This is a genomic window from Ornithinibacillus californiensis, assembly GCF_001038485.1.
GTDB classification, from domain to species: Bacteria; Bacillota; Bacilli; order Bacillales; family Amphibacillaceae; genus Ornithinibacillus; species Ornithinibacillus californiensis.
On sequence record NZ_LDUE01000036.1, the window covers coordinates 21471 to 47264 of the forward strand.

The 25794-nt window shown below is 38.4% G+C and carries 19 protein-coding genes; 15 read left to right on the top strand and 4 right to left on the bottom strand.

The window, feature by feature from the left end; genetic code table 11:
- The first annotated feature begins 137 nt into the window (after window positions 1-137).
- From TE34_RS08700 to TE34_RS08710, 3 genes are read left to right on the top strand one after another with little or no spacing between them, the layout of a single operon-like run.
- The gene (locus TE34_RS08700; RefSeq protein WP_407944359.1) at window positions 138-740 is read left to right on the top strand and encodes a DUF6230 family protein; all 603 of its coding nucleotides are present in this window, start codon (window positions 138-140) and stop codon (window positions 738-740) included.
- A gap of 28 nt (window positions 741-768) precedes the next feature.
- Window positions 769-1242 carry a DUF6114 domain-containing protein gene (locus tag TE34_RS08705; RefSeq protein WP_201777685.1) on the top strand — a complete coding sequence of 158 codons (474 nt, stop codon included), beginning with the start codon at window positions 769-771 and terminating at the stop codon, window positions 1240-1242.
- A 31-nt stretch (window positions 1243-1273) separates the two neighbouring features.
- A complete protein-coding gene (locus TE34_RS08710; RefSeq protein WP_047984433.1) occupies window positions 1274-3013 on the top strand; it encodes a hypothetical protein in 1740 nt (579 codons plus the stop codon).
- 48 nt (window positions 3014-3061) lie between these two features.
- Here the strand turns inward: TE34_RS08710 and trpB are convergent, their stop codons facing one another.
- Window positions 3062-4228, bottom strand: a complete 1167-nt coding sequence (gene trpB, locus TE34_RS08715) for a tryptophan synthase subunit beta (RefSeq protein ID WP_047984434.1) — start codon at window positions 4226-4228, stop codon at window positions 3062-3064.
- A 190-nt stretch (window positions 4229-4418) separates the two neighbouring features.
- Here trpB and TE34_RS08720 point away from each other — a divergent pair, with 190 nt between their 5' ends.
- Both TE34_RS08720 and proC read left to right on the top strand, forming a co-directional pair.
- On the top strand, window positions 4419-4778 hold the full coding sequence (locus TE34_RS08720; RefSeq protein ID WP_047984435.1) for a carboxymuconolactone decarboxylase family protein: 360 nt from the start codon (window positions 4419-4421) through the stop codon (window positions 4776-4778).
- Window positions 4779-4949: 171 nt separating this feature from the next.
- Window positions 4950-5777: a pyrroline-5-carboxylate reductase gene (gene proC / locus TE34_RS08725; protein WP_047984436.1), complete on the top strand. Its 828-nt coding sequence runs from the start codon at window positions 4950-4952 to the stop codon at window positions 5775-5777.
- 54 nt (window positions 5778-5831) lie between these two features.
- On the opposite strand, the gene TE34_RS08730 is transcribed toward proC, so the two are convergent.
- Both TE34_RS08730 and TE34_RS08735 read right to left on the bottom strand, forming a co-directional pair.
- Complete coding sequence (locus tag TE34_RS08730) at window positions 5832-7895, bottom strand: thioredoxin domain-containing protein (protein ID WP_047984437.1); 2064 nt, start codon at window positions 7893-7895, stop codon at window positions 5832-5834.
- Window positions 7896-8002: 107 nt separating this feature from the next.
- A complete protein-coding gene (locus tag TE34_RS08735) occupies window positions 8003-8962 on the bottom strand; it encodes a tetratricopeptide repeat protein (RefSeq protein ID WP_053075022.1) in 960 nt (319 codons plus the stop codon).
- A gap of 313 nt (window positions 8963-9275) precedes the next feature.
- On the opposite strand from TE34_RS08735, the gene TE34_RS08740 reads away from it, so the two are divergent.
- The 3 genes from TE34_RS08740 to TE34_RS08750 all read left to right on the top strand — a co-directional run bounded on the left by TE34_RS08740 (window position 9276) and on the right by TE34_RS08750 (window position 13338).
- Complete coding sequence (locus TE34_RS08740; protein ID WP_047984438.1) at window positions 9276-10772, top strand: peptide MFS transporter; 1497 nt, start codon at window positions 9276-9278, stop codon at window positions 10770-10772.
- A gap of 155 nt (window positions 10773-10927) precedes the next feature.
- Window positions 10928-11683, top strand: a complete 756-nt coding sequence (locus TE34_RS08745) for an acyl-[acyl-carrier-protein] thioesterase (RefSeq protein ID WP_047984439.1) — start codon at window positions 10928-10930, stop codon at window positions 11681-11683.
- 122 nt (window positions 11684-11805) lie between these two features.
- Window positions 11806-13338, top strand: a complete 1533-nt coding sequence (locus TE34_RS08750; RefSeq protein ID WP_047984440.1) for an alpha-amylase family glycosyl hydrolase — start codon at window positions 11806-11808, stop codon at window positions 13336-13338.
- A gap of 48 nt (window positions 13339-13386) precedes the next feature.
- On the opposite strand, the gene TE34_RS08755 is transcribed toward TE34_RS08750, so the two are convergent.
- Complete coding sequence (locus tag TE34_RS08755; RefSeq protein ID WP_047984441.1) at window positions 13387-15162, bottom strand: glycoside hydrolase family 13 protein; 1776 nt, start codon at window positions 15160-15162, stop codon at window positions 13387-13389.
- Between the two features lie 267 nt (window positions 15163-15429).
- Between TE34_RS08755 and TE34_RS08760 the strand changes: the two genes are divergently transcribed.
- The 7 genes from TE34_RS08760 to TE34_RS08790 all read left to right on the top strand — a co-directional run bounded on the left by TE34_RS08760 (window position 15430) and on the right by TE34_RS08790 (window position 25784).
- The gene (locus TE34_RS08760; RefSeq protein WP_047984442.1) at window positions 15430-16722 is read left to right on the top strand and encodes an extracellular solute-binding protein; all 1293 of its coding nucleotides are present in this window, start codon (window positions 15430-15432) and stop codon (window positions 16720-16722) included.
- 234 nt (window positions 16723-16956) lie between these two features.
- The gene (locus tag TE34_RS08765) at window positions 16957-18255 is read left to right on the top strand and encodes a carbohydrate ABC transporter permease (RefSeq protein WP_047984443.1); all 1299 of its coding nucleotides are present in this window, start codon (window positions 16957-16959) and stop codon (window positions 18253-18255) included.
- 5 nt (window positions 18256-18260) lie between these two features.
- Window positions 18261-19103, top strand: a complete 843-nt coding sequence (locus TE34_RS08770; RefSeq protein ID WP_047984533.1) for a sugar ABC transporter permease — start codon at window positions 18261-18263, stop codon at window positions 19101-19103.
- A gap of 294 nt (window positions 19104-19397) precedes the next feature.
- Complete coding sequence (locus TE34_RS08775; protein WP_047984444.1) at window positions 19398-21053, top strand: glycoside hydrolase family 13 protein; 1656 nt, start codon at window positions 19398-19400, stop codon at window positions 21051-21053.
- A 58-nt stretch (window positions 21054-21111) separates the two neighbouring features.
- Complete coding sequence (locus tag TE34_RS08780; protein WP_047984445.1) at window positions 21112-23448, top strand: glycoside hydrolase family 31 protein; 2337 nt, start codon at window positions 21112-21114, stop codon at window positions 23446-23448.
- A 21-nt stretch (window positions 23449-23469) separates the two neighbouring features.
- Window positions 23470-24489: a LacI family DNA-binding transcriptional regulator gene (locus TE34_RS08785; protein WP_047984446.1), complete on the top strand. Its 1020-nt coding sequence runs from the start codon at window positions 23470-23472 to the stop codon at window positions 24487-24489.
- A 146-nt stretch (window positions 24490-24635) separates the two neighbouring features.
- On the top strand, window positions 24636-25784 hold the full coding sequence (locus TE34_RS08790; RefSeq protein WP_047984447.1) for an exo-beta-N-acetylmuramidase NamZ family protein: 1149 nt from the start codon (window positions 24636-24638) through the stop codon (window positions 25782-25784).
- Window positions 25785-25794 lie beyond the last annotated feature (10 nt).

Sequence of the window (25794 nt, forward strand, 5' to 3'; positions counted from 1 at the left end):
AACTATAACTAGTTTAATACATTTTATATTTTTTTGCTTATTGTTGTAAGCGGTATCAGTATGTTTTGGGAGGTGTCATTAGTAGAATATTAGCTTTTTGAAACAAATCCCATTTATAAAAAAAAGAGGTGAATGAGTTGGAAAAAAAGATTGTTGTTGGTAAAACAATGAAGAAAAAGTTTATGATCGCTTTGTTAACAGGTTTTCTGGCGTTTGGTGGTTTAATTGCAGGCTTTGGATTTACTGGTACTGCATTTGCATTACCACTTGGAGGAATTGGCGACTTCTATGTAGAATTTGATGAGTTGAATGGTACAGACTTCCAGTTACTGCCACATGTTGGGGAAACAGGAACATCAGATGCCGAGCCAATGGTCCGAAATAAGATGGATAAAGTTGTGATAACTAATCTACACATTTATAAGGATCTTGAATTGCCAGGGATTGGTTGGGTACGATTCCACGTCCGTTCAACAGGTCCGACGAACATAACGGGTCTAATTCATGATGCACGACTAATTGAAGCAGATTTGAGCTTTGATAACTTAGAAATTGAAGAAAAGAATACAACAGAGTTTTCGCAAAACTGGTCTCAAAATGCATCAACAATTAATATCAAGGATGCCAAAATTGTAACGGATTATCTATTCCAGACAGTTGTAAGTCTTGATGGGGCAAAAATTTCTGCTGAACGAATTGAAGGACCAGATATGACTACCTTCCCTGGAAGTGGAAAGTAATCCTCATGGAACAGGAAAGGGGATTGTGATGAATCGAAAAGAACGGAAGATACTCAAAAGAGAGCAAAAACAAGAAAAGAAGTTTGAGAAAGTAGTAGAAGGAAGTAAGTTTAAACAGTGGAGAAGTAGACGGCCATTTTGGGGTGCGACATTAACGGTGCTTGCTGGCCTTATGATTCTTTATATCCCGCTACACTTGTATGCTATTGCATTTATTCCAGGTAGTTTAGTATTTGTTGGTTTTATTTTTGGAGGATTAGTATTGATTATTGGAATCTGTGAATACCTCTATCCACAGCTCTCCACGTTTTTTGGAATCGCCACGATATTTTTATCCGTCTTGTCCATTATGGGAGCATTAGGTGGATTTCTAATCGGTACTTTACTAGGTATCGTTGCCGGAGCACTGAATATTGCCTGGGATAAGGAAGAGATTGATCTTGATACTTGGGAACGAAATAAGGAGCAAGAAAAGCTAGGTGAAATAAATGAAGCGGTTTAAAAGGAGAGTCTGTTAACGAGGAGAATTTTTAATGAAAAACCAACTGATTGATAAAAAATATTTATATATTAGTTTGATTTTCATCTTAGTATTGAGCTCTGTTTTTGCACCGATTGGGGTTATTTTCGCTAATAATTCAGCCCAAGATACTTCAGGTAATAGTGGTGGATTTATTATCGAAACGGAAAAAGTCGATGGTGCGATGGACTTAATTGGTGCATTGACAGGTAAAATCTCCATTTCGGAGGGGAACATTTATGGACTAACGATAACAAAGGTAATTGAGCGTGGAGAAGGACTTGAGCCTCTCGTCGTTCGAATTACATCACCTGGACCAATTCCAGTTAGTAACTTAGAGGCGCAAACTGTCAATAATGAGCTACCAAACATTGGAGGTCTTTGTAAGCCAGGACAGTTAGGTTGGGTTTGTCTAGAGAATGTTGTTATGAATGTGGAAGCCCAATTTGTTGAAAGCATATCATTGGCTAATGCTAATATTCATACGTGTTATCTTAGTGATTGTGGGGAACTACCTGATTATAATCCAATGCTAAGTTTAGAAGAGCTAGAAAAAATCTTGAATGGGGAAGATGATAAAGAACGCGAAGAATTACTTCAAGACATTTTAGATTTACTTGATGGTCAAGAGGAAGATTTAGCACAACTAAAAGAGCTCCTAGCCATTGTATCTGAAAGTTTAAATGAGATATTGGGTGGTGACTATGTCGGGGAAACAAAACGACTGTTATCAAAGTTAGAAAGTTCCATTTCCAAAAACATAGGATTGGATAAACTTCTACCTATCTCAGAGGATATACCTGCTACATTGGAATATGTTAGTGGTCAACTGATCCAATTGACGGAGGTATTAACTGAAGGCGGTAAACTAATCGAAGAACTGGAAAGCAATACTCCGACACTAGAGTCCATGCTAGCAGAATATGAAAAACGCCTAACAGATTTAGAAAAAGTAAAATCTCAACTTGGTGTTTATGAACAGCTAATACAGTTTGCAGAACTTCAAAAAGCTGGTAAACCAATTGAATATAGCCTTTCAGATGATACAGAAGAAGAAAGTGATGAGACTGAATCCCTTAAAGAACGACTATCTAAGCTTAATGAGCAATTAGAAGGTCAGAGGGGTTTGTATGAAGATTTGAAGGAAGAACTGGAAAAGTTAAGAGCGGAACGGCAACAAATAGAAGAAGATTGGTTTGGAATAAAGTCGTTATTAGAAAAGCTACTAAGAGAGAATGGATCTGAGGACGAGGTTTTGGATAAGGTTCTAGATCCTGTGAAAGACAATGTATTAGATCCGGTTAACGATAAGGTTTTGGACCCAGTAAAAGAAAAGGTTCTAGATCCGATTGATGAAAAAGTATTAACCCCTGTACTCGATCCGGTGAAAGAAAATGTTCTTGATCCTGTCCAAGAAGACGTAGTTAATCCTGTATTGGAGGAAGTAGAAGAGAAGGTAGTAGAGCCAATAAAAGAAGAAGTGCTTGAGCCTATTTTAGACCCAATTACCGGAAAACTTATTGATCCAGTTACAGGAGAAGTTATTGATTTAGTATTAGATCCTGTGACAGGTATGCTCTTAGACCCGATTACGGAAGAAGCAATTATTCCAGTACTAAATCCACTAACTGGAAAGCTCATCAACCCGAAGACGGGAGAAATAGTTAATCGGATTCTAAATCCAGTGACAGGAGAGCTGCTAGATCCATTGACTAACGGCTTATTAAAAAAAATATTGGATGGAATTCTTTGATTTTAATAAAGCCCCCACTACGAATAGTGGGGGCTATTTTAAATTTCTTTATTTGTTCAACATATCAAAAACTTGATTGACGTCTTTATCGCCTCTACCCGAGAGGTTTACGATTATAATATCATCCTTAGACAAGGTAGTTGCAAGTTTTATCGCATGAGCCACAGCATGTGAGCTTTCTAAAGCAGGGATAATTCCTTCTGTTTTAGATAACACTTGAAAAGCTTCTAGTGCTTCGTCACCAGTTACAGTTACATACTCTGCTCTTCCGCTAGTTTTTAAATAGCTATGTTCTGGTCCAACACCAGGGTAATCTAGCCCAGCAGCTATAGAATACGTCGGTTTTGGTTCACCATTTTCATCCAATATTGTTAAACATTTAAATCCATGAATAACGGCTGGTACACCTTCAGCCATCGTTGGTGCCTCTTTAGGCTCCGCACCAACCAGACGAACTGTTGGCTCATCAATATAGTGAGCAAATGCCCCAATGGCATTACTTCCTCCGCCAACACATGCAACTACCGCAGTCGGTAGTTTTCCTTCTTTTTCAAGAATTTGTCGTTTGGATTCTTCACTAATTACAGCTTGAAAATGCTTCACGATGGTTGGATATGGGTGTGGTCCAACAGCCGAACCAAGTAAATAGAACGTATCTTGGAAATTATCAACAAGGTCTCCTAATGCAGCATCAACAGCATCTTTTAATCGTCCTTGGCCACTTTCTACGGCTACAACCTTAGCCCCTAATAACTCCATTCGAAAAACATTAAGTGCTTGTCGTTCAGTATCCACTTTTCCCATATAAATCGTACATGGAATGTCGAACATAGCACATGCAGTTGCCGTAGCAACGCCATGTTGTCCAGCGCCAGTTTCAGCAATAATTCTAGTAGCGCCCATTCGTTTAGCTAGTAAGATCTGCCCAATGACATTATTAATCTTATGGGCTCCAGTATGATTAAGATCCTCACGTTTCAAATAGATTTTAGCTCCACCTAATTTTTGGGTTAAGTTTTGGGCAAAGGTTAGTGGATTTTCTCGTCCCACATATTCCTTTAGATAATAGCGAAATTCCTCTTGAAATTCCGGATCATCCTTGTACCTTTCGAATGCCTCATCTAAACGCCCTAAAACCTTTTGCAGGTCCTCGGGGATGAAGCTACCTCCAAACTCTCCATAAAATCCTCTCTCAGCTACTCTCTGCTCACTCATCTCTCTAAACTCTCCTCTATTCAATTATTAGTACTCTATTCAGAATACTTGTTCATTATTGTAACATGGTACATTCATTTTGCAAGGATAATTTTATAGTTAATTTGCCTTAAAATGATTCAAGTTCAGGAGTATCCTTAACGATTTCGCTCATACTAACATTAGAATTTTAAAATTGGGAGTGAATTTGATGGAAGCAAGAAATATCACAGAAGAAGCTTTAATGGACTATAAAACTGGAATTGGCAATTTTACGAAAAAGATGCCAAAGTTAGCGGAGCTCTATAACTCTTTTACTGAAGAATGTTTTAAAGAAGGAAAATTATCACAAAAGCAAAAACAATTAATTGCATTAGCAGTTAGCCTGTATGCACAGGATGAATATTGTATTATTTATCATACAAAAGGCTGCATCGACCAAGGGTGTTCCGAGGAGGAGATATTAGAGGCTGTTGGTGTAACGGCTGCCTTTGGTGGTGGAGCAGCAATGAGCCAAGCGGTTACTTTAGTTCAGGAAAGTATTCAAGATTTACAGGAATTAAAGCAGTAGGAAAAGATAAAAGGCAGTTGGGTCCGAAGATTCAATTGCCTTATTTATTTGTAGTTGTTAGCAGCTGCAGGTGAATGTATGATTAAAATAAGTAATAAGTATAGGTTTATATCACATATATTGAACGAAATGAAGTAAAGGAGAGGTCAGACATGGATAGGGGGGATTTCGATGTTGGATAAGAAAAAAATAGCTTTTCTTGGTGCAGGTGCTATAGCAGAATCTATCATTGCAGGATTACTTAGTGAGAAACTTGTAACACCGGATCAGCTTTGGATTACGAATAACAATAATGTGGAACGTCTTCAGCGGCTATGGGATACATACCAAGTTAAAGTTACACATAATCGAGAAAGTCTGCTATCGAGCGCAGACATCGTCATACTAGCCATGAAACCGAATGATTTTTCCGTAGCGATGGAGCAGATTCAGCCATATACGAACGAAAGACAATTATTTTTATCAATCGTCTCAGGAATTCCAAGTTTCCACATTTCTAAGCTACTGGGCCATCGTGCGGCAGTTATTCGGGCATGTCCGAATACACCTTCCGCAATTGGCAAGTCAGCTACAGGAATCGCAGCAGGAGACTTTGCCTCAGAGGAAGATGTAGAAATAGCGACGCTCCTTTTTGGTACCATAGGCTATGTAGCACATATTGCTGAGAAAGATATAGATGCTGTTACTGCGCTATCTGGAAGTGGTCCTGCGTATATCTTCTATATTATTGAGGCGATGGAAAAAGCTGGAGAAGAGCTTGGGCTTGAAAAAGAAGTAACCAAGCAATTAATTATTCAAACATTCATTGGTTCGGCAAGGTTAATCGAATCGACATCAGAGGAAGCATCCACTTTGTATAGACAGGTTATGTCCCCACAAGGAGTAACTGAAGCGGGCTTTAACGTGCTAACAGAATATAAATTTCAAGAAGCGTTAATTGAATGTATTAAACGTGGAACGGAGCGGGCAAAGGAGCTAGGAAGGGTTTATTCGGAATAAATAAAATGTACTAAAGCACACCTGAAAGCCTAAAACTTCAGGGGTGCTTTAGTATCAAACTGTGCTATTCTTCAATTTAGATAGTGCTAAATCGATGTCGTTCGTAGGTTGCTGACAAGCAAAATTCTCACATACATAAATAGTAGCTTGATCATTTAGAATGATATACTCCGCAGCAAATGGAGCAACATCCTTTAGCATCTCTGGATTATCTGCAACTAGTAAAGCGATATCCGGAGAAAACTGTTCTTGGAGCTCTCTTACTAGTGGTTTCCAACTGTCCGAATCTCCTAGGACGACCACTTCTTTTGTCGGGTACTCCGTAAGCAATAAACTTTGGAGGAAGAATACCGCTGCGGAAGCCTGCCTGTCTATATCTTCGTAAAAGGTGAAGTACATTTCTTCTACCTTGTCTAAATAGTTCATTTCCCCAGTTAGACTGACCATTTGAGTAAGAACAAGAGCAGCAACACTATTCCCCGATGGTGTAGCCCCTCCATAGATCTCTTTGTCAGTTGAAATGAGCTTTTCATTATTCTTCCCGCTGAAAAAGAAACCAGCCTGTTTATTGTCCCAGAACAATTCAATCATCTTGTCTACTTGTTCTTTTCCCTTTGATAAGTATTCAAGCTGAAATGTTGCTTGATAAAGCTCCAAATAAGCCCACGCTACGTATGCGTAATCATCTAAATAGGCATTGTATTTTGTTTCCCCATCACGGTAACGTGCTTTAAGCTGCTCATGATCGAATAACTTCTCTTCAATAAATTGCATCGCGCTTTCAGCCATCGCTAGGTAATCCTTATTCTGAAAAACCTTTCCAGCTTTGGCTAGTGCAACAATCATCATCGCATTCCATGAGGTTAAAATTTTATCATCAACATGTGGGTACACTCGCTTTTCTCGTTCTGATAAGAGCTTTTGTCTAGCATCTTCTAGTTGTGAAACCAAAGCCGATACCGACAAATCAAACTCATCTGCCACACTTTCTAAATTAGAGCGAATAAGATTGGGGATATTTTTCCCCTCAAAATTTCCAACTGGTGTAATTCCGTAAGCTGTCGTATAAATATCTCCGAGGTCTTCCCCAAGAATGTCAAAAATCTCTTCACCATCCCACACGTAATACTTGCCCTCAACGCCTTCAGTATCCGCATCGATTGCAGAATAAAATGCTCCATCTCTACTAGTCATTTCACGTTGAATGAAGCTAATGATTTGTTCTGCGATGTTTTTATAAAAAGGTTTCTTTGTGATTTGGTAACATTCCGTATAGACCATCAGTAGAAGTGCGTTATCATAAAGCATTTTTTCGAAATGGGGGACGAGCCACTTTTCGTCTGTAGCATATCTAGCAAAACCGAATCCTACATGGTCCCAAATGCCACCCGCAGCCATATTTTGTAGGGTACTTTCCACCATTTTAAGAGCTGCAATTTTACCAGTGAAATGATAGTACTTAAGTAAAAACATAAGATTCTGTGGTTGTGGAAACTTAGGTGCTTCCCAGAAACCTCCATATGTAAAGTCGAAGCCTCGTCCAAGCTGCTGAAACGCTTGGTCAGCGTGTTCTTTTGTTAGACGCTGATCGCTTTTCTCACGAGCCGAACTTTCAAGTGCCTGTTTGACACTTTCCGTTACCTCAGAAATATGTTCTGGGTCGGTCGTATATTTCTTATGTAGCTGTTCCAGCGCCTCGATTAAACCAGGTCGACCATATTTACTTTCTTTTGGAAAGTAGGTCCCAGCATAAAAAGGAATCTTGTCTGGCGTCATAAAAATAGTTAGCGGCCAACCACCATGACCAGCCATCATCTGACACACTTTCATATAGATCGAATCAACATCGGGGCGTTCTTCACGATCTACTTTAATGGATATATAATGTTCGTTTAATATTTTAGCGACTTCTTCATCCTCAAAAGACTCATGAGCCATGACGTGACACCAATGGCAAGTCGAGTAACCAATAGAGAGAAAGATAGGCTTGTTTTCTTGTTTTGCTTTCATGAATGCTTCTTCTCCCCATGGAAACCAGTTAACAGGGTTATGAGCATGTTGGAGAAGATATGGGGACTTTTCAGTAATTAATCTATTGGGTTTATTGTTTGTTTGCATTGGCTCACCTTCTGAAATGTATTATCTTTAGTTTATCCTAAGAGGTGTGATAAACTCGAATTCTATTTAGTTCTTGGGAATGGGATAGTAACTGTAGCTAGTCATAACTATATTTCTTTTAACTTTTCCTTCGCTTGCACATCCCCCTTTAAAGCTGCTTTTTGATACCAAATCTTGGCCTTTTTCATATTAACTGGTGTCCCGATACCATTTTCATAGCACATTCCAAGATTAAATTCCCCATACGAATCTCCTCGATCTGCAGCCATTTTATACCAGGAAATGGCTTCTTCCCCCAAGCCATTTTCCACTGCTTCGTGTCCTAATTTATTGGCTGCGAATACATCACCTGCAAGAGCAGATTCCTTAAACCATTCTTTGGATTTCTGCAAGTCGACATCTGTCCCAACACCATTTTCATACATATAACCCAATGTATACATCGCTTCTGGAACTCCATTATCGGCTGCCTTCCTAAATAGTTCTAATGCTCGCTTCGGATTCTTTTCAACAAATTCCCCTCGTAAATACATATCTGCGTAATTATTCATCGCATCTGGAAAACCTTTCTCAGCGGACTCTTTATAACTATAATAGGTCTTCTCAATATCCTGTTTAACCACTTTACCCATATAATAGTAATTTCCTAACCAGTATAGTGCTTCAGGATTTCCTGCATTTGCTGATGCTTCGAACCACGGAAACGCCCAATCTTCACGACCAATCATACGGTACAAGTGGCCAAGTTCTACTTGTGCATCTTCATATCCATTAACTGCATGACGATAGAGATGGTTTGCTTCCTCCAGTTCATCGTCATCCATTTGGATAAAAGAAGGGTCTTGAGTTGGATTGCTAATCTCGGACAAAATAGCCTTTAGATCACGTATAACTAATAATTTATACTCCTCTTTAACTTCCTCTATATGAGTGAGTTGGGAAAACAATATATAGATATCATCAGGAAATTCTGTATTAGAAGGAACAGACTCCTCTAGTATTTGTTTTAAATCATTAACGAACTTATCACTTTTTGCTAATTCTGCTTCAATCTTCTTCATGTCCATTAATAAAGACACCTTCACTTTAATTTTTTGTAAAGTATCTCATATTTTGATTCGATAAGCACGTTCAAGAAATCCAAGAAATTTTTATTCCTTTTCCCATATTTTTACTATTAATGGAAAACGGGATGAAGGAAATACTACCACTGTACCGCTTACATAAAAATGATTCACTATTTTACTTATTTTTAGAACAATATCACTTCTTAAAAACCCCTTTACGCAAGCTTTTGTTTGCCATAAAATAAACGAGTTGATTCGACAAAAGATTTCAGTAAATTTTAAGTAATTTAAAACATTAGGAGGCTATATATTCATGAAAACAAACGACAAGGATGCCATCCTAAAAACGATTCCTCAGAAAGGTTTCTTTGGACATCCAAAAGGTTTGTCAACGCTATTTTTCACTGAGTTTTGGGAACGTTTTTCATACTACGGTATGCGTGCAATTTTACTATTCTACATGTACTTCGAAGTTTCCGACGGTGGACTTGGTATTGACCAAACTACAGCAAACTCGATTATGGCGATTTATGGGTCGCTTGTATATATGTCAGGTATCATCGGTGGTTGGATTGCTGACCGTATCTTAGGTACAGCTCGTACCGTATTCCATGGTGGAGTACTCATCATGATTGGTCATATTATCCTAGCACTACCAATGGGTGCCTCTGGGTTATTCATTTCGATGGTATTCATTATTTTGGGTACAGGTTTATTAAAACCAAACGTTGGTGGTATGGTTGGGGATCTATACAGCATGAAGGATCCACGCCGTGATTCAGGATTTAGTATTTACTATATGGGTATTAACATGGGTGCATTTATTGCTCCATATATTGTTGGTACACTAGGTGAAGAAGTAAACTTCCACTTAGGATTTGGTGTTGCAGCAATTGGTATGGCAATTGGTTTAATTGTTTTTGTTGTTACTCGTAAAAAGTTCCTAGGACTTGCTGGTACAATTGTGCCTAATCCTCTAACTAAGCCTGAAAAAGGACGTATTACTAAAATCATACTTCTAGTCCTTGTTCTTCTTGCGCTAATTGGTTGGGTAGGTATTACTGGCGGTTGGTTAAACGTTGAACGGATTATTTTTGCAATTAGTATATTGGGTATCATCATCCCGACTGCATACTTTATCTTTATGTTCCGTAGTCCGAAAACTACTGCTGATGAAAAATCTCGTCTATTAGCTTATATTCCATTGTTTATTGCTGCAATGGTATTCTGGGCAATTGCCGAACAGCAGTCTAGTATTCTGGCTACTTTTGCAAATGAAAGAACAGATTTAAACTTTATGGGTATCGAATTAAAAGCTTCTTGGTTCCAATCGCTTAACCCATTATTCATTATTATGTTTGCTCCATTATTTGCTGGATTATGGACGAAACTAGGGGACAAGCAGCCATCGGTAGCACATAAATTCTCATTCGGTTTAATGTTTGCTGGGTCAGCGTTTATTGTCATGATGTTACCAGCTTATTTAAATGGTGGAACAGGAACACTAGTTAGTCCATTATGGTTAGTATTAACATTCTTCCTGATCGTAATGGGTGAATTATTAATCTCACCGGTAGGATTATCAGCATCAACAAAACTTGCACCAGCTGCGTTCGCTGCGCAAATGATGAGTTTATGGAACCTTTCTAACTCATCTGCACAAGCAATTAATGCACAGGTTGTGCGTTTCTACACACCTGAAACAGAAATTGCATACTTCGGTGTACTAGGTGGTATTGCAATCGCGTTAGGTATTGTGTTATTAATTTTCTCTCCTAAGTTGAAGAAATTTATGAGAGGTTTAAACTAAGATTTGTTTAAAGGCTAACTCTTGGATCAGGGATTCCTGAATCAAGAGTTGGCTTTTTTCGTTATGGGAACATCCCCAAAGAATCATCAAACAAGTTTCCATTATCCACTTTATGGTAGAGTTAAATATAGAAATGGTAACTAGGAGAGAGAGCAATGGAACAAACAGCACGTTACAAGAAAAACTACCATGTAGACTTAGGAGACGTTGATTTTAAAAAGGAATTACGACTTAGTACGCTATATAATTATTTTCAAGATGTTGCTAATTTAGCCGCTGAAAACCTTGGCGTAGGAATTAATCAATTGCTGGAGAATTATGGCGTCGCCTTTGTACTCATTAGAATCCGCGTAGACATCATCCGTAACCCGAAGCTAGACGAAGAAATCACGATTGAAACTTGGCCACTTAAACCTGGGAAGCTTGAATTTGAACGTGATTATCTTGTATATGATCATCAAGGAGAAGTAATAGCGCGAGCTGTATCCGTTTGGGTAATTATGGATTTAAAGAAACGTCGTTTAAAACGTAGTGATGCCATTAATCTAGAGTATCCGGAACTTATTGAAGATAGAGCGATTGATGTTTCCTTAGGGAAAATTAAAGCTACAGAGAACTTAGAAACTGCCTATCATAAAACGATCGGGTATAGCGATATTGATTTCAATGGACATCTAAATAACTCACGATATGTGGATTATATGATGGATTGCTTCCAATTAGCTGAGCATGAGAAATACCATACAAATTCTATAGAAGTGAACTACTTAAATGAAGCTTTACCTGGAGATACACTAATAATCAAGAAGGATTTATCAAGTCTCGGTCAGAACCTAATCGTTGTAGAAGGGGTTAGGGAATCCGATGAAAAAGTAGTATTTCGTTCACAAGTGAAAATAGAGGAAAATTAAATGAATGGAATTGGAAAGGTCTAATTTTAGCCTTTCTAATTCCTTTTGTATCCTAATGAAAACGCTACCCAAAAATAGATGAATAAGATAGAATGGTCTAGAAAACAACAGGGGGGTAAAGGATGAGAAAAATATTAACTGCTTTCATCACGCTCATACTAATTTGTAACATCATTATACCAGTACATGCAGAAGAAAAAGATACATGGGAAGATGAAATGATTTATTTTATAATGACCGATCGCTTCCATAATGGAGATACCTCTAATGACTATCAAGTGGATCTTAATGACCCACGTGCTTATCATGGTGGAGATTTCCAAGGGATTATTGAAAAACTAGACTATATTCAAGAAATGGGGTTTACCGCTATTTGGCTAACACCAATTGTTAAAAATGAACCAAAAGGCTACCACGGCTATTGGACAGAAGATTTTTATGAAGTGGAAGAGCACTTTGGAACATTGGAGGAATTTAAAACGTTAGTACAAGAAGCGCATGAACGCGATATCAAAATAATCCTTGACCTTGTGGTAAACCATACTGGTTATCAGCATCCATGGCTTACTGATCCAGACAAACAGGATTGGTTCCATGAAGATCAAACCATCCTTGATTGGGATAATCAAGAAAATGTAGAAAATGGTAGATTAGCGGGATTACCTGATTTAGCACAAGAAAATCCGGAAACACGGAAGTACCTATTGGATATGGCAAAATGGTGGATAGAAGAAACAGATATTGATGGCTATCGTCTAGACACTGTGAAACATGTACCGAAGGATTTTTGGGAGCAATTTGCGACTGAAGTGAAGTCTGTAAAAGAGGATTTCTTTTTAATAGGAGAAGTTTGGCATAGTGACCCAACTTATGTGGCAGATTACGCAAAAACTGGAATTGACTCATTTGTAGATTATCCATTTTTCAATGAAGCAACACGTATATTCAGCAATGCTGATCAGCGAATTGGACGATACATGCATGGGATATGGGAAAGAAATCAGACGTTGTATGAAAATCCATATATTCTTGGCAACTTTATAGATAATCATGATAATAAGCGTTTTACTCGTTTAGTCTTGGAAAATAACGAAGATCCAGCAACGCGTTTGAAGCTAGCTTTAGCATATATGTACACGGCACCAGGGATTCCTATTGTCTACTACGGGACAGAAATTGCTATGGATGGTGGGGAAGATCCGGATAACCGCCACCTGATGGAGTTCCAAGATCATGAAATAATTTCCTATATTTCTACACTAGGTGAGATGAGACAGGAGAATCCTGCTTTAACAAAAGGTGATTTTGTGATGCTAGTCGACCAAATAGGTACCTCTGTATTTTCACGAACGTATGAGGATGAGCAACTTTTAATCGCGATTAATAATACGGTAGAAGACCAAGAGGTTGTCCTTACCGATGAAGAATTACCAACCATTAGTAAGCTAGTCGCTAAACTAGGGGAGGAATCTATCTCGAAAAATGAAGAGGGCTATGTACTTCATCTACCGAAGGAATCGGCTGAGATTTATGTAGTAGAAGAAGTAGAGCAGGACGAAACAACTACAGATTATACGATTTGGTACGCCATTACTATTGCAGGCGTTGTTGCTTTACTTGGTATTTGGTTTGTTATCCGTAAGCGTAAAGCATAAATGATATAGGGACTGAATCAGCAGTAATTGCTGTTCAGTCCCTAATTTTTATTGCAGTGCTTGTTCGATTATGTTAAATCCAAGCCCATCTACTTTAATGGATGTGTTATCCAAATTCTGTTTTTGAACATTTCCATTCGCTAGTAGCCATTCATTTAATCGGTTACTGCTAACAGATAGTTGTTCAATAGGTACATTAATAGTCTCTGTACTATTATTTATGATAAAGATAAGGCGTTTCTCATTATTAAACTTTTCATAAACAATATAATTTTTATCATTGCTTGCATGTAAGAATCGGAAGTCTCCACCATTTCCAAATACTGGTTCTTGTTTTCTTAACTGAATAAGCGTTTTAAGATAATCGAACAGTTCACGATCCTGTTTCGTCTCATCCCATTCCATACAAGCACGGCAACCTGGATCTTGTCCACCATCCATTCCGATTTCATCTCCGTAGTAAATACAAGGTGAGCCAACAAAGGAAAGCTGGAATAGATAAAGTAGTTTTACACGATCTGGATTCCCGTTCGCTAGTGTTAATATTCTTGGAGTATCATGACTATCCAGCAAGTTAAAAGCTACCTCATTTACATTTTTCGGATACATATGCTGTACCTTAGTAATGGCATCTTGGAATTCCTGAGCAGATACCTCTGATTTGGCAAAATAGTTAATGGCACCATTAGTAAATGGATAGTTCATCACAGCATCGAATTGATCACCCTGTAGCCATGGCATGGAGTCATGCCAGATTTCGCCAAGAATATAGGCATCCGGTTTAACGGACTTAACGGTTCTCCTGAAGTCTCTCCAAAATGCATGATCAACCTCGTTAGCCACATCTAATCGCCAACCATCAATATCAAATTCTTCCACCCAATATCGAGCTACCTTTAGTAGATATTCCCGGACTGCAGCGTTTTCTGTATTAAGTTTCGGCATAGAAGGTACAAAAGCAAACGTATCATAGTTTGGACGTGGCTCCGTCATTACTGGGAACTCCCAAAGATGGAACCAGTCTTTGTAGCTGGAATCTTCCTGATTTTCCAAGACATCTTGAAAAGGAGCAAAATAAAAACCACTATGATTAAATACTGCATCCAGCATGACACGGATACCACGCTTATGACATTCCTGTACGAGCTTACGAAATACTTCTTTGTCACCGAACTGTGGATCGATTTTCATGTAGTCAATCGTGTCATACTTATGATTGGAATGTGCTTTGAATATCGGAGTAAAGTAAATTCCGTTAATTCCAAGTTCTACTAAATGGTCCAGATGATTGATTACTCCTTGAAAGTCTCCACCAAAGAAATTGGCTGGACTGGGGTCTGTGCTTCCCCAAGGCAGGGTTCCTACAGGATTGATTGAAGGGTCACCATTTCCGAATCGTTCTGGAAAAATTTGATACCAAACTGTATCCTTTACCCATTCTGGTGCTTGAAACACATCAACTGCATTTAAGTAAGGGAAGCAGAAATAGTTGGCAATATCGTTTGGCTGTTCATTAAAAGTACCACCTTCCATGTAATAGCAAGTTTCCTTCTCATCTTTTAAACGAAATCCATAGCGCATTCTTCTAAATGACGGTTTAACTTCTACCAACCAATAATCATAATGCGATGTAGACCCTGATTTTTTCATAGGCAATGTTTCTGTCTGCCATTCATCATTTGCCCAATCATAAGGATCACCATATATTAATTCGACGGAACCTACATCACCTTGTTTCGTTTGTAATAAAATATGAAGCGTTTCCTTATCATACGCATAAGCAAAATTATTTTTAGGACGATGGAAGATAGCTTCCTTTATCAATGTAAACACTCCTTTTTGTACAATCGTTTGCATAAAATTAGATTATTAGCAAAGTGTTATGCTATAAATCTTTTTACTAGTATAACAAAATATCAAAAGTTTGTAAGCGTTACCTTGATTGATAGAATAATTATTTTGCTGTTTTATGAAAAGGGTTGCATAAATCTATAAAACTTGTATAATGAAGTAGAAATGATTTGTGCAAACGTTTTCCTAAAGCGTTTTGTGCAAACGTTATCACAACATCCTTTTGGGGGGTAAATTACAATGAAAAAATGGTTAGGATTATTTGTTGCTTTAGTACTAGCCCTAGTGCTTGCAGCATGTGGACCTGAAGAAGTGAAAGAGTCAGGAGATACTAATAATGACTCAACTTCAACAGATAACGGAGAAACTGCAGAAGGCGAAATGCCTGAAAAACCAGAAAGTCTAACAATCTGGGTGAATGCAGAAGAAAAGCAAGAAAATGCAGTGAAACAAATTACAGATAAGTATACAGCGGAAACTGGTATTGCAGTTGAACTAGTTCCAATTAATATGCTTGACCAAGTAGAGAAGCTTGACGTTGAAGGACCTGCAGGAAATGGTCCAGACATTATTTTCCAACCACATGACCGTATCGGTGACCTTGCAATGCGTGGTTTGGTTGATCCAGTAGATTTAAGTGATGTTGAATCTGAGTACACAGATATTGCATTAGAAGCAGTAACATACGATGGCGACTACTGGGGTGCTCCAGCAGTTATGGAAACTTATGCAATGTACTACAATAAATCTTTAACTGATGCTCCAGAAACAATGGAAGACATCATGGCAGTAGCAGCAGACTTTACAGATGCTAGCCAAGATAAATATGGTTTCCTAATGGAAGCTGCTAACTTCTACTTCGTATATCCATTCTTCTCTGGATATGGTGCTTACGTATTTGCTAACGATGGTGAAAACTATGACATCGCTGATGTTGGTTTAGCAAATGATGGTGCAAAAGAAGGTGGAGACCTAGTTCAATCTTGGTTCAACAATGGATATATTCCACAAGATTTAACACCTGATATTATGAACGGTCTATTTAAAGAAGGTAAAGTAGCTACAGTATTAAACGGTCCTTGGATGGTTCGTGAATACCAAGAAGCTCTTGGTGAAGACTTAGGTGTTGTGCCTCTTCCACTTCTTGATAATGGTGAAAATCCTAAATCATTTGTAGGGGTAAAATCTTACATGCTTTCTTACTACTCTGACAACAAAGAGTGGGCTACTGATTTAATGAAGTTTATTACAAACGAAGAAAATTCAATGGTTTACTATGAAGTTGCTGGGGAAATTCCTCCACGTCATGACGCAGTAGAAAACCCAATCATCGCTGACGATGAAATTTACTCTGCATTTGCTGAGCAAACTACTTATGGTGAGCCAATGCCTAACGTACCAGCAATGCAACAAGTATGGGAGCCAATCAACAATGCACTAAACTTTATCTCTAAAGGTGAGCCTGTTGATGAAGTAATGGACGAAGCTGTAGAAATGATTCTAAGCAATATTGAAGCTTCTGGTGCTAACTAATAATAGATTTTAAGGTATATGGGGGCTTCGTGCTCCCATATCCTATTTCACTACCTTTTCAGAAAATACTAGTTTATTAGTTTATAACTAACAAGAATCACATCAAGTTACGTACAGAAATTTTAGCAAGAAATAGAATCGATACCGTTAAAATTTTCACGTATGAAGTATAAAGAAAACTAATCGATTCGCCAAAGAGAGGTGAATAACAAGTTTTCTAAGGAGGAAACAAACATGGCACAGAAACAAGAAAAGAGGAAAACCGGATTAAGCCAACCTCGAAATATTGCTACACTGTTATCTGTCATTGTTCCAGGATTAGGGCAGCTATACAATCGTAGAATACTAAAAGGATTGATCTTTCTGATCGTAACGATATCCTTCTTGGTCGCTACATGGGACTACTTAGATATCGGTATTTGGGGATTGTTTACATTAGGGACGATTCCACGTGAGCACCATTCGATACAACTGTTATTACAAGGACTCATCTCATTAATTGTATTGTTCTTTGGAATTATAATTTATATCTATAATATTCGTGATGCAAGGAAGGATGCAATTGCAAGAGAAGAAGGAAGAAAAAAACCTTCCCTACTAAAAGGAATGCTAGATTTTTATGACGGTGGATTCCCGTATTTCATGATTATTCCTGGTTTAATTATGCTTGTATTCATCGTAGTATTACCACTACTATTTATGCTTGCTTTAGCGTTTACCGATTATAATCAATACAATGCACCACCTCGTAATCTATTATCTTGGGTAGGCTTTGATAACTTTGTAGATTTAGTGAATATCGGTGTTTGGAAAGATACCTTCTTTAGCGTATTTACCTGGACGATCGTATGGACAGTTGTTGCTACTACATTACAAATCGTCCTCGGATTTTTCTTAGCAATGTTAGTAAATGACAAGCGTGTTAAGTTTAAACGAACTATTCGTACCGTACTTATTTTACCTTGGGCTGTACCGGCGTTCGTTTCTATCTTAATCTTCTCCGCTTTATTTAACCCAACGTTTGGGGCGATTAACCGTGATATCTTAAGTCAGTTTGAAATTATGATTCCTTGGTTATCGGATCCATTCTGGGCAAAAGTTGCACTTATTATGATTCAAACTTGGCTTGGTTTCCCGTTTGTGTTTGCCTTGTTTACTGGAGTACTCCAAAGTGTTCCAGCCGATATGTATGAAGCAGCTGATGTTGACGGTGGTTCTCGCTGGCAAAAGTTACGCCACATTACATTACCACACGTACTATATGCAACTGCACCACTACTAATCATGCAATATGCTGGTAACTTTAATAACTTTAATATTATTTATCTATTTAATGAAGGTAACCCTGCTGTCCGCGGACAAAATGCTGGTGGAACCGACATTCTAATCTCTTGGGTTTACAAATTAACATTTGAGACGAATAACTACAATATGGCAGCAGCGATTACGATTATTATGGGACTTCTCGTTATGGGATTTGCATTCTTCCAATTCAGAAAAACTGCGGCATTTAAAGAGGAGGGACGTTACTAATGGCTATGAGACGTAAAACAAAATCAAAAATTGAGGTAGCGTTCATCTATATCTTTTTCTTAATTATGTTTGTGATTATCGGTTATCCATTGTTCTGGGCAGTGATGATGAGTATAAACCCTGGCACAAATATGCTAGTAACGGATTTATTCCCAGATAGTCCAACCTTAGAGCATTATAAGTGGTTGTTCACGGATCCAAACAGTGATTATCTAACTTGGTACAAAAATAGTTTGTTTGTAGCAGTCTTGAACGCTGTTGGTTCTGTTGTAATCACATCATTAATTGCGTATGCTTTTTCACGATATAAGTTTATTGGTCGTAAGTATGGTTTATATATGTTCCTATTACTACAAATGTTCCCAGCACTTATGGGGATGGTAGCTCTATATATTCTATTAAATACAATTGGCTTGACTGATTCACTTTGGGGATTGCTAATCATCTACCTAGGTGGACAAATTCCATTTAATGCTTGGTTAGTGAAAGGGTATTTCGATACAATTCCGAAAGAACTAGATGAAGCAGCAAAAATTGACGGTGCTGGACACCTACGAATTTTCTGGACCATCATGCTTCCGTTAGCGAAGCCAATCTTGGCGGTTGTTGCGTTGTTCAACTTCATGGCACCATTCATGGACTTCTTGCTACCAAGAATCGTATTAACAAGTCCAGAAAACTATACACTAGCACTTGGTCTTTACAACTTTATTAATGACCAGTTCTCTACTAACTTTACAAGATTCGCAGCCGGCGCAATCCTAATCGCCCTACCAATCGCACTTGTATTCTTAGTACTACAACGTTACCTAATCTCTGGATTAACTTCCGGAGCGACAAAAGGATAATAAATATGATGAGGCTAAGACATAGCTAAAATAAAGGTCTTTTAATAAGGACAATGAACATTATCAGCCCCGGAAATATACGGAGACTCCTGCGGGATAAAAGGCATCGGTGAGACCCCGCAAGAGCGATAGCTCTGAGGAGGCTCACCAGCCGCCCGCGGAAAGCGCAGTATATTTCCGGGGCGGGTTATATGCACTAGCTAATTGTTTAAATACACCTTTGTTAGTAATAGACTTATGTCTGTCTCTTTTTTTGTAAAACAACCAGAATAATTATAAGCAAGGAGAATTCTTATGAACAAAGTATGGTGGAAGGAAGCCGTAGCATACCAAGTATATCCACGGAGCTTCATGGATTCCAATGGAGATGGCATCGGCGATATTCAAGGCGTAATCTCTAAACTAGACTATATAAAAGACCTAGGAATAGACGTTATTTGGATGAGCCCAATCTATAAATCTCCTAACGATGATAATGGCTATGATATCAGTGACTACCAAGATATCATGGATGAGTTCGGTACGATGGAAGACTTCGATTTACTTCTTGCTGAGGTACATCGTAGAGATATGAAATTAATTATGGATTTAGTTATTAACCATACATCAGACGAACACCCATGGTTTATTGAATCACGTAGTTCCAAAGATAATCCATACAGAGATTACTATATCTGGCATCCAGGTAAAGAAGGAAAAGAACCAAATAATTGGGAATCAATCTTTGGTGGTTCGGCATGGAAATACGATGAGAAAACCAAAGAATACTTCATGCATGTTTTCTCAAGCAAGCAACCAGATTTAAACTGGGAAAACCCATTGGTACGTAATGAATTATACAAAATGGTTAACTGGTGGCTGGACAAAGGAATTGATGGCTTCCGAGTAGATGCCATTTCTCATATTAAAAAGGTTCCTGGTTTTCCTGATATGCCAAATCCGGATAACTTGAAATATGTTCCATCCTATGAGGGGCACATGAACCGTGACGGTATTCATGTTTTCTTAGAGGAATTAAAACAAAATACCTTTGCGAACTATGACATCATGACGGTTGGAGAAGCAAATGGTGTAAGCCTTGAACAAGCGGATGATTGGGTCGGAGAAAAGAATGGCAAGTTCGATATGATTTTCCAATTTGAGCATCTGGGCCTTTGGAGAAAAGAAACAGAAAATGGTATTGATTTACCAGCGTTGAAGAAGACGTTGACCAAATGGCAAAAAGGATTAGATGGAACTGGTTGGAATGCTTTGTTCTTAGAGAACCATGATCAACCCCGTTCGGTATCTACCTGGGGCAATGATGGAGAATTTCTTGTAGAGTCAGCTAAAGCGTTAGCAACGATGTATTTCTTAATGCATGGCACACCGTTTATTTATCAAGGACAAGAAATTGGAATGACGAACGTCCAATTCCCTTCTATTGACGATTATGATGATGTTGGGATGAGAAATTACTATGATAATGAATTGGAAAAAGGAACACCTGTGGAAGAAGTTATGGAAGTAATTTGGAAGACAGGCCGTGATAATTCCAGAACACCAATGCAATGGACTACGGATAAGAATGGTGGATTTAGTACAGGTAATCCGTGGATGAAAGTAAATCCTAATTACACAGAAATCAATGTCGAAGCAGAAATGAAGAATCCCGATTCAATTTATCATTATTATAAGAAGCTTATTCAATTAAGAAAAGAGTTTGAAGTTCTTGTTTATGGTAGCTATGATATTACGATGGAAGACCATGATCAGATTTATGCATATACAAGAAAATTCGGTGACGAGATGACGTTAATTGTAACGAATCTATTTGCTGAGGAAACAGAATTAACGTTACCAAAAGAATTAGATGGTATGAGCAAGGAACTACTCCTTAGCAACTATGACAGTAATGATGAAAATAGATTGAAACCTTATGAGGCTCGCGTATATAAATTAGTGAAATAGGTAGTTTTATTGAGGCTAATTGTAAGTTTCACCAATACTATTCTATAGGAGGTATAACATGCTTGGAGATACGAGCTTTGCCATACACCCTGGTAAAGAGAAAAAAGTTGATGCAGTAGTATACCGCGATATCGGAAATCTAGTCGATGTTGAAAAAACAGGAGCAGCCTACTTCTTTCAGTGTGTAAATGGCAAGGTTGCTATCCAATTTTATACCGACGCTATTATTCGAGTAACGATGAATCAGAAACAAAAGCCAGCATTAAATCACTCCAAAGCTGTTATTGTGGAACCACAGTTGGTTGAAGTTGAGGAGCATGATACAGAAGAAGTGCTAATTTTAAAATCTACTAAACTAGAACTTCATATAGAAAAGCAACCTTGTAGAATAAAAGTGTTAGATCCGCAAGGTAGAGTTCTTGTTTCAGAAGATAAACATGGAATGGCCTACCGTGAAAATGGTGAAGTTATTGCATTTAAACAGATGAAAGAAAATGATCATTTCTATGGTTTTGGTGAAAAGTCGGGTCACCTAAATAAACGTGGTGAGAGACTTGAAATGTGGAACACAGACGTGTATGCACCACATAATCCTGAAACGAACGCACTATATGAGTCGATTCCGTATTTCATGACGTTACGTGATGGAAATGCACATGGAATTTTCTTTGATAATACATTCCGTACGTTCTTTGATATGAAAACATCTGAAGAATATTACTCTTTCTCTGCAGAGGGTGGACAGCTAGATTATTACGTGATGGTAGGTCCTCATCCGAAAATGGTATTAGAGCAATACACATACCTAACTGGTAGAATGCCGTTACCGCCGAAATGGTCACTTGGTTATCATCAGTCCCGTTATAGCTATGAAACAGAGGCAGAAGTAAGAGAGCTAGCACAGAATTTTATCGACAAGAACATTCCTGTTGATGTGATTCATTTAGATATTCACTATATGAATGGGTACCGCGTCTTTACGTTTGATAAAGAACGTTTCCCTAATCCAGAAAAGCTTATTGCTGATCTGAAAGAAATGGGTATCCGTGTCGTGCCAATTGTGGACCCTGGGGTGAAAAAGGATTCGGAATATCCGATTTATCAAGAGGGTGTTCGAGAAGATAATTTCTGTAAGTATATCGAGGGTGACATATACTATGGTGAAGTTTGGCCAGGTGCGAGTGCATTCCCTGATTTTACAGAGGAGCGAGTTCGCAAATGGTGGGGCGACAAGCATGCATTCTATACGTCAATAGGGATTGAAGGTATTTGGAATGACATGAACGAGCCTGCCGTATTTAATGAAACAAAGACAATGGATGTTGAAGTGATGCACCGTAATGATGGTAATCCAACGACACACCGTGAATTACACAATGTTTATGGGCTATTAATGGGGAAAGCAACGTATGAGGGAATGAAAGATAACCTTCAAGGAAAGCGACCATTCCTGTTGACACGAGCTGGTTATGCTGGCGTTCAACGATACGGTTCCGTATGGACTGGAGATAATCGTAGCTTCTGGGAGCATCTACAAATGTCACTTCCTATGGTAATGAACCTTGGACTATCCGGTGTAGCTTTCACTGGTCCAGACGTTGGTGGGTTTGCCCATGATACGAATGCAGAATTATTAACTCGTTGGACACAGGTTGGTGCATTTACACCATTTTTCCGTAACCATTCAGCAATCGGTTTCCGCTATCAAGAGCCGTGGCAATTTGGCGAAAAGTACGAAGCGATTATGAAGAAATATATACAAATGCGTTACGTATGGATGCCGCAGTTATATTCTCTATTCTATCAAGCTAGTAAGCAAGGATTACCGGTTATGCGTCCATTGCTAATGGAGTATCCAGACGATGTGAAAACATACAACATCAATGACCAATTCATGATTGGTGATAATGTGATTATGGCACCAATCCTAAACCCTGCCGTAACGGACAGGGCGGTATATTTACCTGAAGGAGATTGGGTTGAATTTTCAACTGGTGCAAGTTATGAAGGAGAGAAGGTTCACCTTATCCATGCCGAGTTAGAAGATCTACCAATTTTTGTCCGTAAAGGGTCTGCTATTATGCAAGGGGAATGGAGTTCCAATCAAGATAAGCAAACAAAAACATTAACGATGAATGTATATGCATCAAGTAACGAGGAGAGCTATTCCTTTACATTTTACGATGATGATGGTGAAAGCTTTGCTTATGAAAATGGAGAATTTTTAAAATTAGATTTAGAAATTCAATCTAGTGCCGATAAAATAGAAATAAACGTCGTTGAAAAAGAAGGAAGCTATCAACCTTCTTATCGTGAAATTAAGATTGAGTTAGTTGGAGCAACAAACCAAAGCGTGTTTGTGAATGGGGCAGAAAGTAAACGTATAACATTATAAAGGGAAAGTAGAGGTGGGGTCATGGTAACGATAAAGGATGTAGCAAAAATTAGCGGGGTTTCCCCCTCTACTGTTTCCCGTGTAATTGCCAATAATCCTAGGATTAGTGAAGAAACAAAGAAAAAAGTCCGAAAAGCGATGAAGGAATTGGGGTATCATCCCAATGTCAATGCTAGAAATCTAGTTGCGAAGTCGACGAAAGCAGTCGGAGTTATTTTGCCGTCTTCCACGAATACCGCCTTACAAAATCCGTTCTTTCCAGAAATCTTACGAGGAATCGGCTCGGTCATTCATGATGCCGAATACTCAATGTACCTATCAACTGGTGAAACAGAGGAAGAGATTTTTAATGAGGTACAGCGTTTGGTGTACGGTAGTTATGTTGGTGGGATTATTCTTCTTTACTCTCGTATTAATGATAAAGTAACTAATTTTCTAAGGGAGCAGAATTTTCCATTTATCATTGTTGGAAAGCCGTATGATTATGAGACACAAATCTCTCATGTGGATAATGATAACTTTAAAGCTGGTAAAGAGATTACAAAGCATTTAATTGAGATGGGACATAGTCGTATTGGATTTATTGGTGGTTCAAGGGATTTGTTTGTGACTCGTGACCGTGAAAATGGCTATTTAGCTGCTTTGGAAGAGGCGGGGATAGAGGACTGTGAATCGTACAAGATTCATACCGAATTTCTGAAATCTGGTGGTCGAGAAGCTGTAGAGCATCTGATGTCACTAGATACTCCACCAACGGGACTGGTTGTAAGTGATGATTTGATCAGTCTCGGCATATTAAGTATGTTGGAGGAGTACGGTATTCGTGTACCGCAAGATATTTCATTAGTTAGTTTTAACAATGTCTATCTATCAGAGATTACTAGACCAGCACTTACGACAGTTGATATCCAAATCTATGAATTAGGTGCTCAATCTGCAAAAGCCCTAATTGAAAAAACGCAAAATAAAAATGAACCGACGAAGCGAATAATTATTCCATATCAAATTGTTTTTCGTGATTCGGTTAGTAGGCTGTCCTAGGGGATTTATCTCCTTGGGATGGCTTTTTTATTTTTGAAGTGAAATTTTATTTCAGGAATTCTGATTGAATGATGTATTTTTATTTACTATACTTGTGGATAGGAAACGCTTTATTGAAAGATTACTAGTGGGGTAGGGGAGTATAAATGAAACTTGGGTTAGAAGTTTTTTTAGATAAATATGTAGATAACTATGAGGGAAAACGTATTGGATTACTTACTAATTTAACAGGAGTGAATCATCAATTAGAAGCAACCATTGATTTGTTTTATCGTCACGATCAAATCAATCTGACGGCACTTTTTGGACCGGAGCATGGAATTCGTGGGGAAGTTCAAGAGGGAAAATTAATAGACTCTAGTGTCGATACCTATACCGGCGTTCCGATACATAGTTTATATAACAAAGAGAAGAAGCCAAATGTAGACATGCTTCAAGATGTCGATGTTGTGTTTTGTGATTTACAAGATATTGGTGCGCGATATTATACATTCATATACTCATTAGCAAATACGATGCAAATGTGTGGGCAGGAAGGGAAAAAGGTTGTTGTGTTGGACCGTCCAAATCCGATTAATGGAATAACGATTGAGGGTAACTTAGTAGAGAATGAGTTCCAATCTTTTGTTGGAAAGTTTCCGATTCCAGTCAGACATGGGATGACTATCGGTGAATTGGCACTTCTGTTTAAAAATGAATTTGCTATTGATTGTGACGTAGAAGTAATACCGATGGAAGGCTGGTCTAGGGAAATGTACTTTGACCAAACCGACCTGTTCTGGGTATCGCCATCACCGAATACGACAACGATGGATATGTGTGTGCTCTACCCAGGAACTTGCCTTGTAGAAGGGACGAATCTGTCAGAAGGAAGAGGTACGACAAAACCTTTCGAAGTAATTGGGGCGCCTTTTATCGATAGTAGAAAATTAACAGAAGAATTGAATGCATTAAAAATAGAAGGTGTGCGTTTTCGACCGACTGTTTTTAAACCAATGTATTCAAAGCATGCTGGCGAGGTTTGTGAAGGAGTGCAAGTACATGTTTCCGACCGGTCGAAGCTGCGTTCTTTCGAGATGGGAATCCGATTGCTAGAAACGATTTACCGTCTCTATCCAGAGGATGTGGAGTTTATCCAAGCTGGAAAGTTGAATCGTTACTTTTTGGACTTGTTAGCGGGAACAGATAAGTTACGAAAGCAAGTAATTCAAGGAGATACAAAGGAATTCCGTGCACAATTACCAGAAGATACGCAACGATTTGAGAAAGTGCGTAAGAAATACTTTCTGTATTAAGGGGCTAAAG

Coding starts and splice junctions, on each gene's coding strand:
- TE34_RS08705 (WP_201777685.1), top strand. CDS start 769: ATGAATCGAAAAGAACGGAAGATACTCAAAAGAGAGCAAAAACAAGAA.
- TE34_RS08710 (WP_047984433.1), top strand. CDS start 1,274: ATGAAAAACCAACTGATTGATAAAAAATATTTATATATTAGTTTGATT.
- trpB (WP_047984434.1), bottom strand. CDS start 4,228: ATGAGTGAGCAGAGAGTAGCTGAGAGAGGATTTTATGGAGAGTTTGGA.
- TE34_RS08720 (WP_047984435.1), top strand. CDS start 4,419: ATGGAAGCAAGAAATATCACAGAAGAAGCTTTAATGGACTATAAAACT.
- proC (WP_047984436.1), top strand. CDS start 4,950: ATGTTGGATAAGAAAAAAATAGCTTTTCTTGGTGCAGGTGCTATAGCA.
- TE34_RS08730 (WP_047984437.1), bottom strand. CDS start 7,895: ATGCAAACAAACAATAAACCCAATAGATTAATTACTGAAAAGTCCCCA.
- TE34_RS08735 (WP_053075022.1), bottom strand. CDS start 8,962: ATGGACATGAAGAAGATTGAAGCAGAATTAGCAAAAAGTGATAAGTTC.
- TE34_RS08740 (WP_047984438.1), top strand. CDS start 9,276: ATGAAAACAAACGACAAGGATGCCATCCTAAAAACGATTCCTCAGAAA.
- TE34_RS08745 (WP_047984439.1), top strand. CDS start 10,928: ATGGAACAAACAGCACGTTACAAGAAAAACTACCATGTAGACTTAGGA.
- TE34_RS08750 (WP_047984440.1), top strand. CDS start 11,806: ATGAGAAAAATATTAACTGCTTTCATCACGCTCATACTAATTTGTAAC.
- TE34_RS08760 (WP_047984442.1), top strand. CDS start 15,430: ATGAAAAAATGGTTAGGATTATTTGTTGCTTTAGTACTAGCCCTAGTG.
- TE34_RS08765 (WP_047984443.1), top strand. CDS start 16,957: ATGGCACAGAAACAAGAAAAGAGGAAAACCGGATTAAGCCAACCTCGA.
- TE34_RS08770 (WP_047984533.1), top strand. CDS start 18,261: ATGAGACGTAAAACAAAATCAAAAATTGAGGTAGCGTTCATCTATATC.
- TE34_RS08775 (WP_047984444.1), top strand. CDS start 19,398: ATGAACAAAGTATGGTGGAAGGAAGCCGTAGCATACCAAGTATATCCA.
- TE34_RS08780 (WP_047984445.1), top strand. CDS start 21,112: ATGCTTGGAGATACGAGCTTTGCCATACACCCTGGTAAAGAGAAAAAA.
- TE34_RS08785 (WP_047984446.1), top strand. CDS start 23,470: ATGGTAACGATAAAGGATGTAGCAAAAATTAGCGGGGTTTCCCCCTCT.
- TE34_RS08790 (WP_047984447.1), top strand. CDS start 24,636: ATGAAACTTGGGTTAGAAGTTTTTTTAGATAAATATGTAGATAACTAT.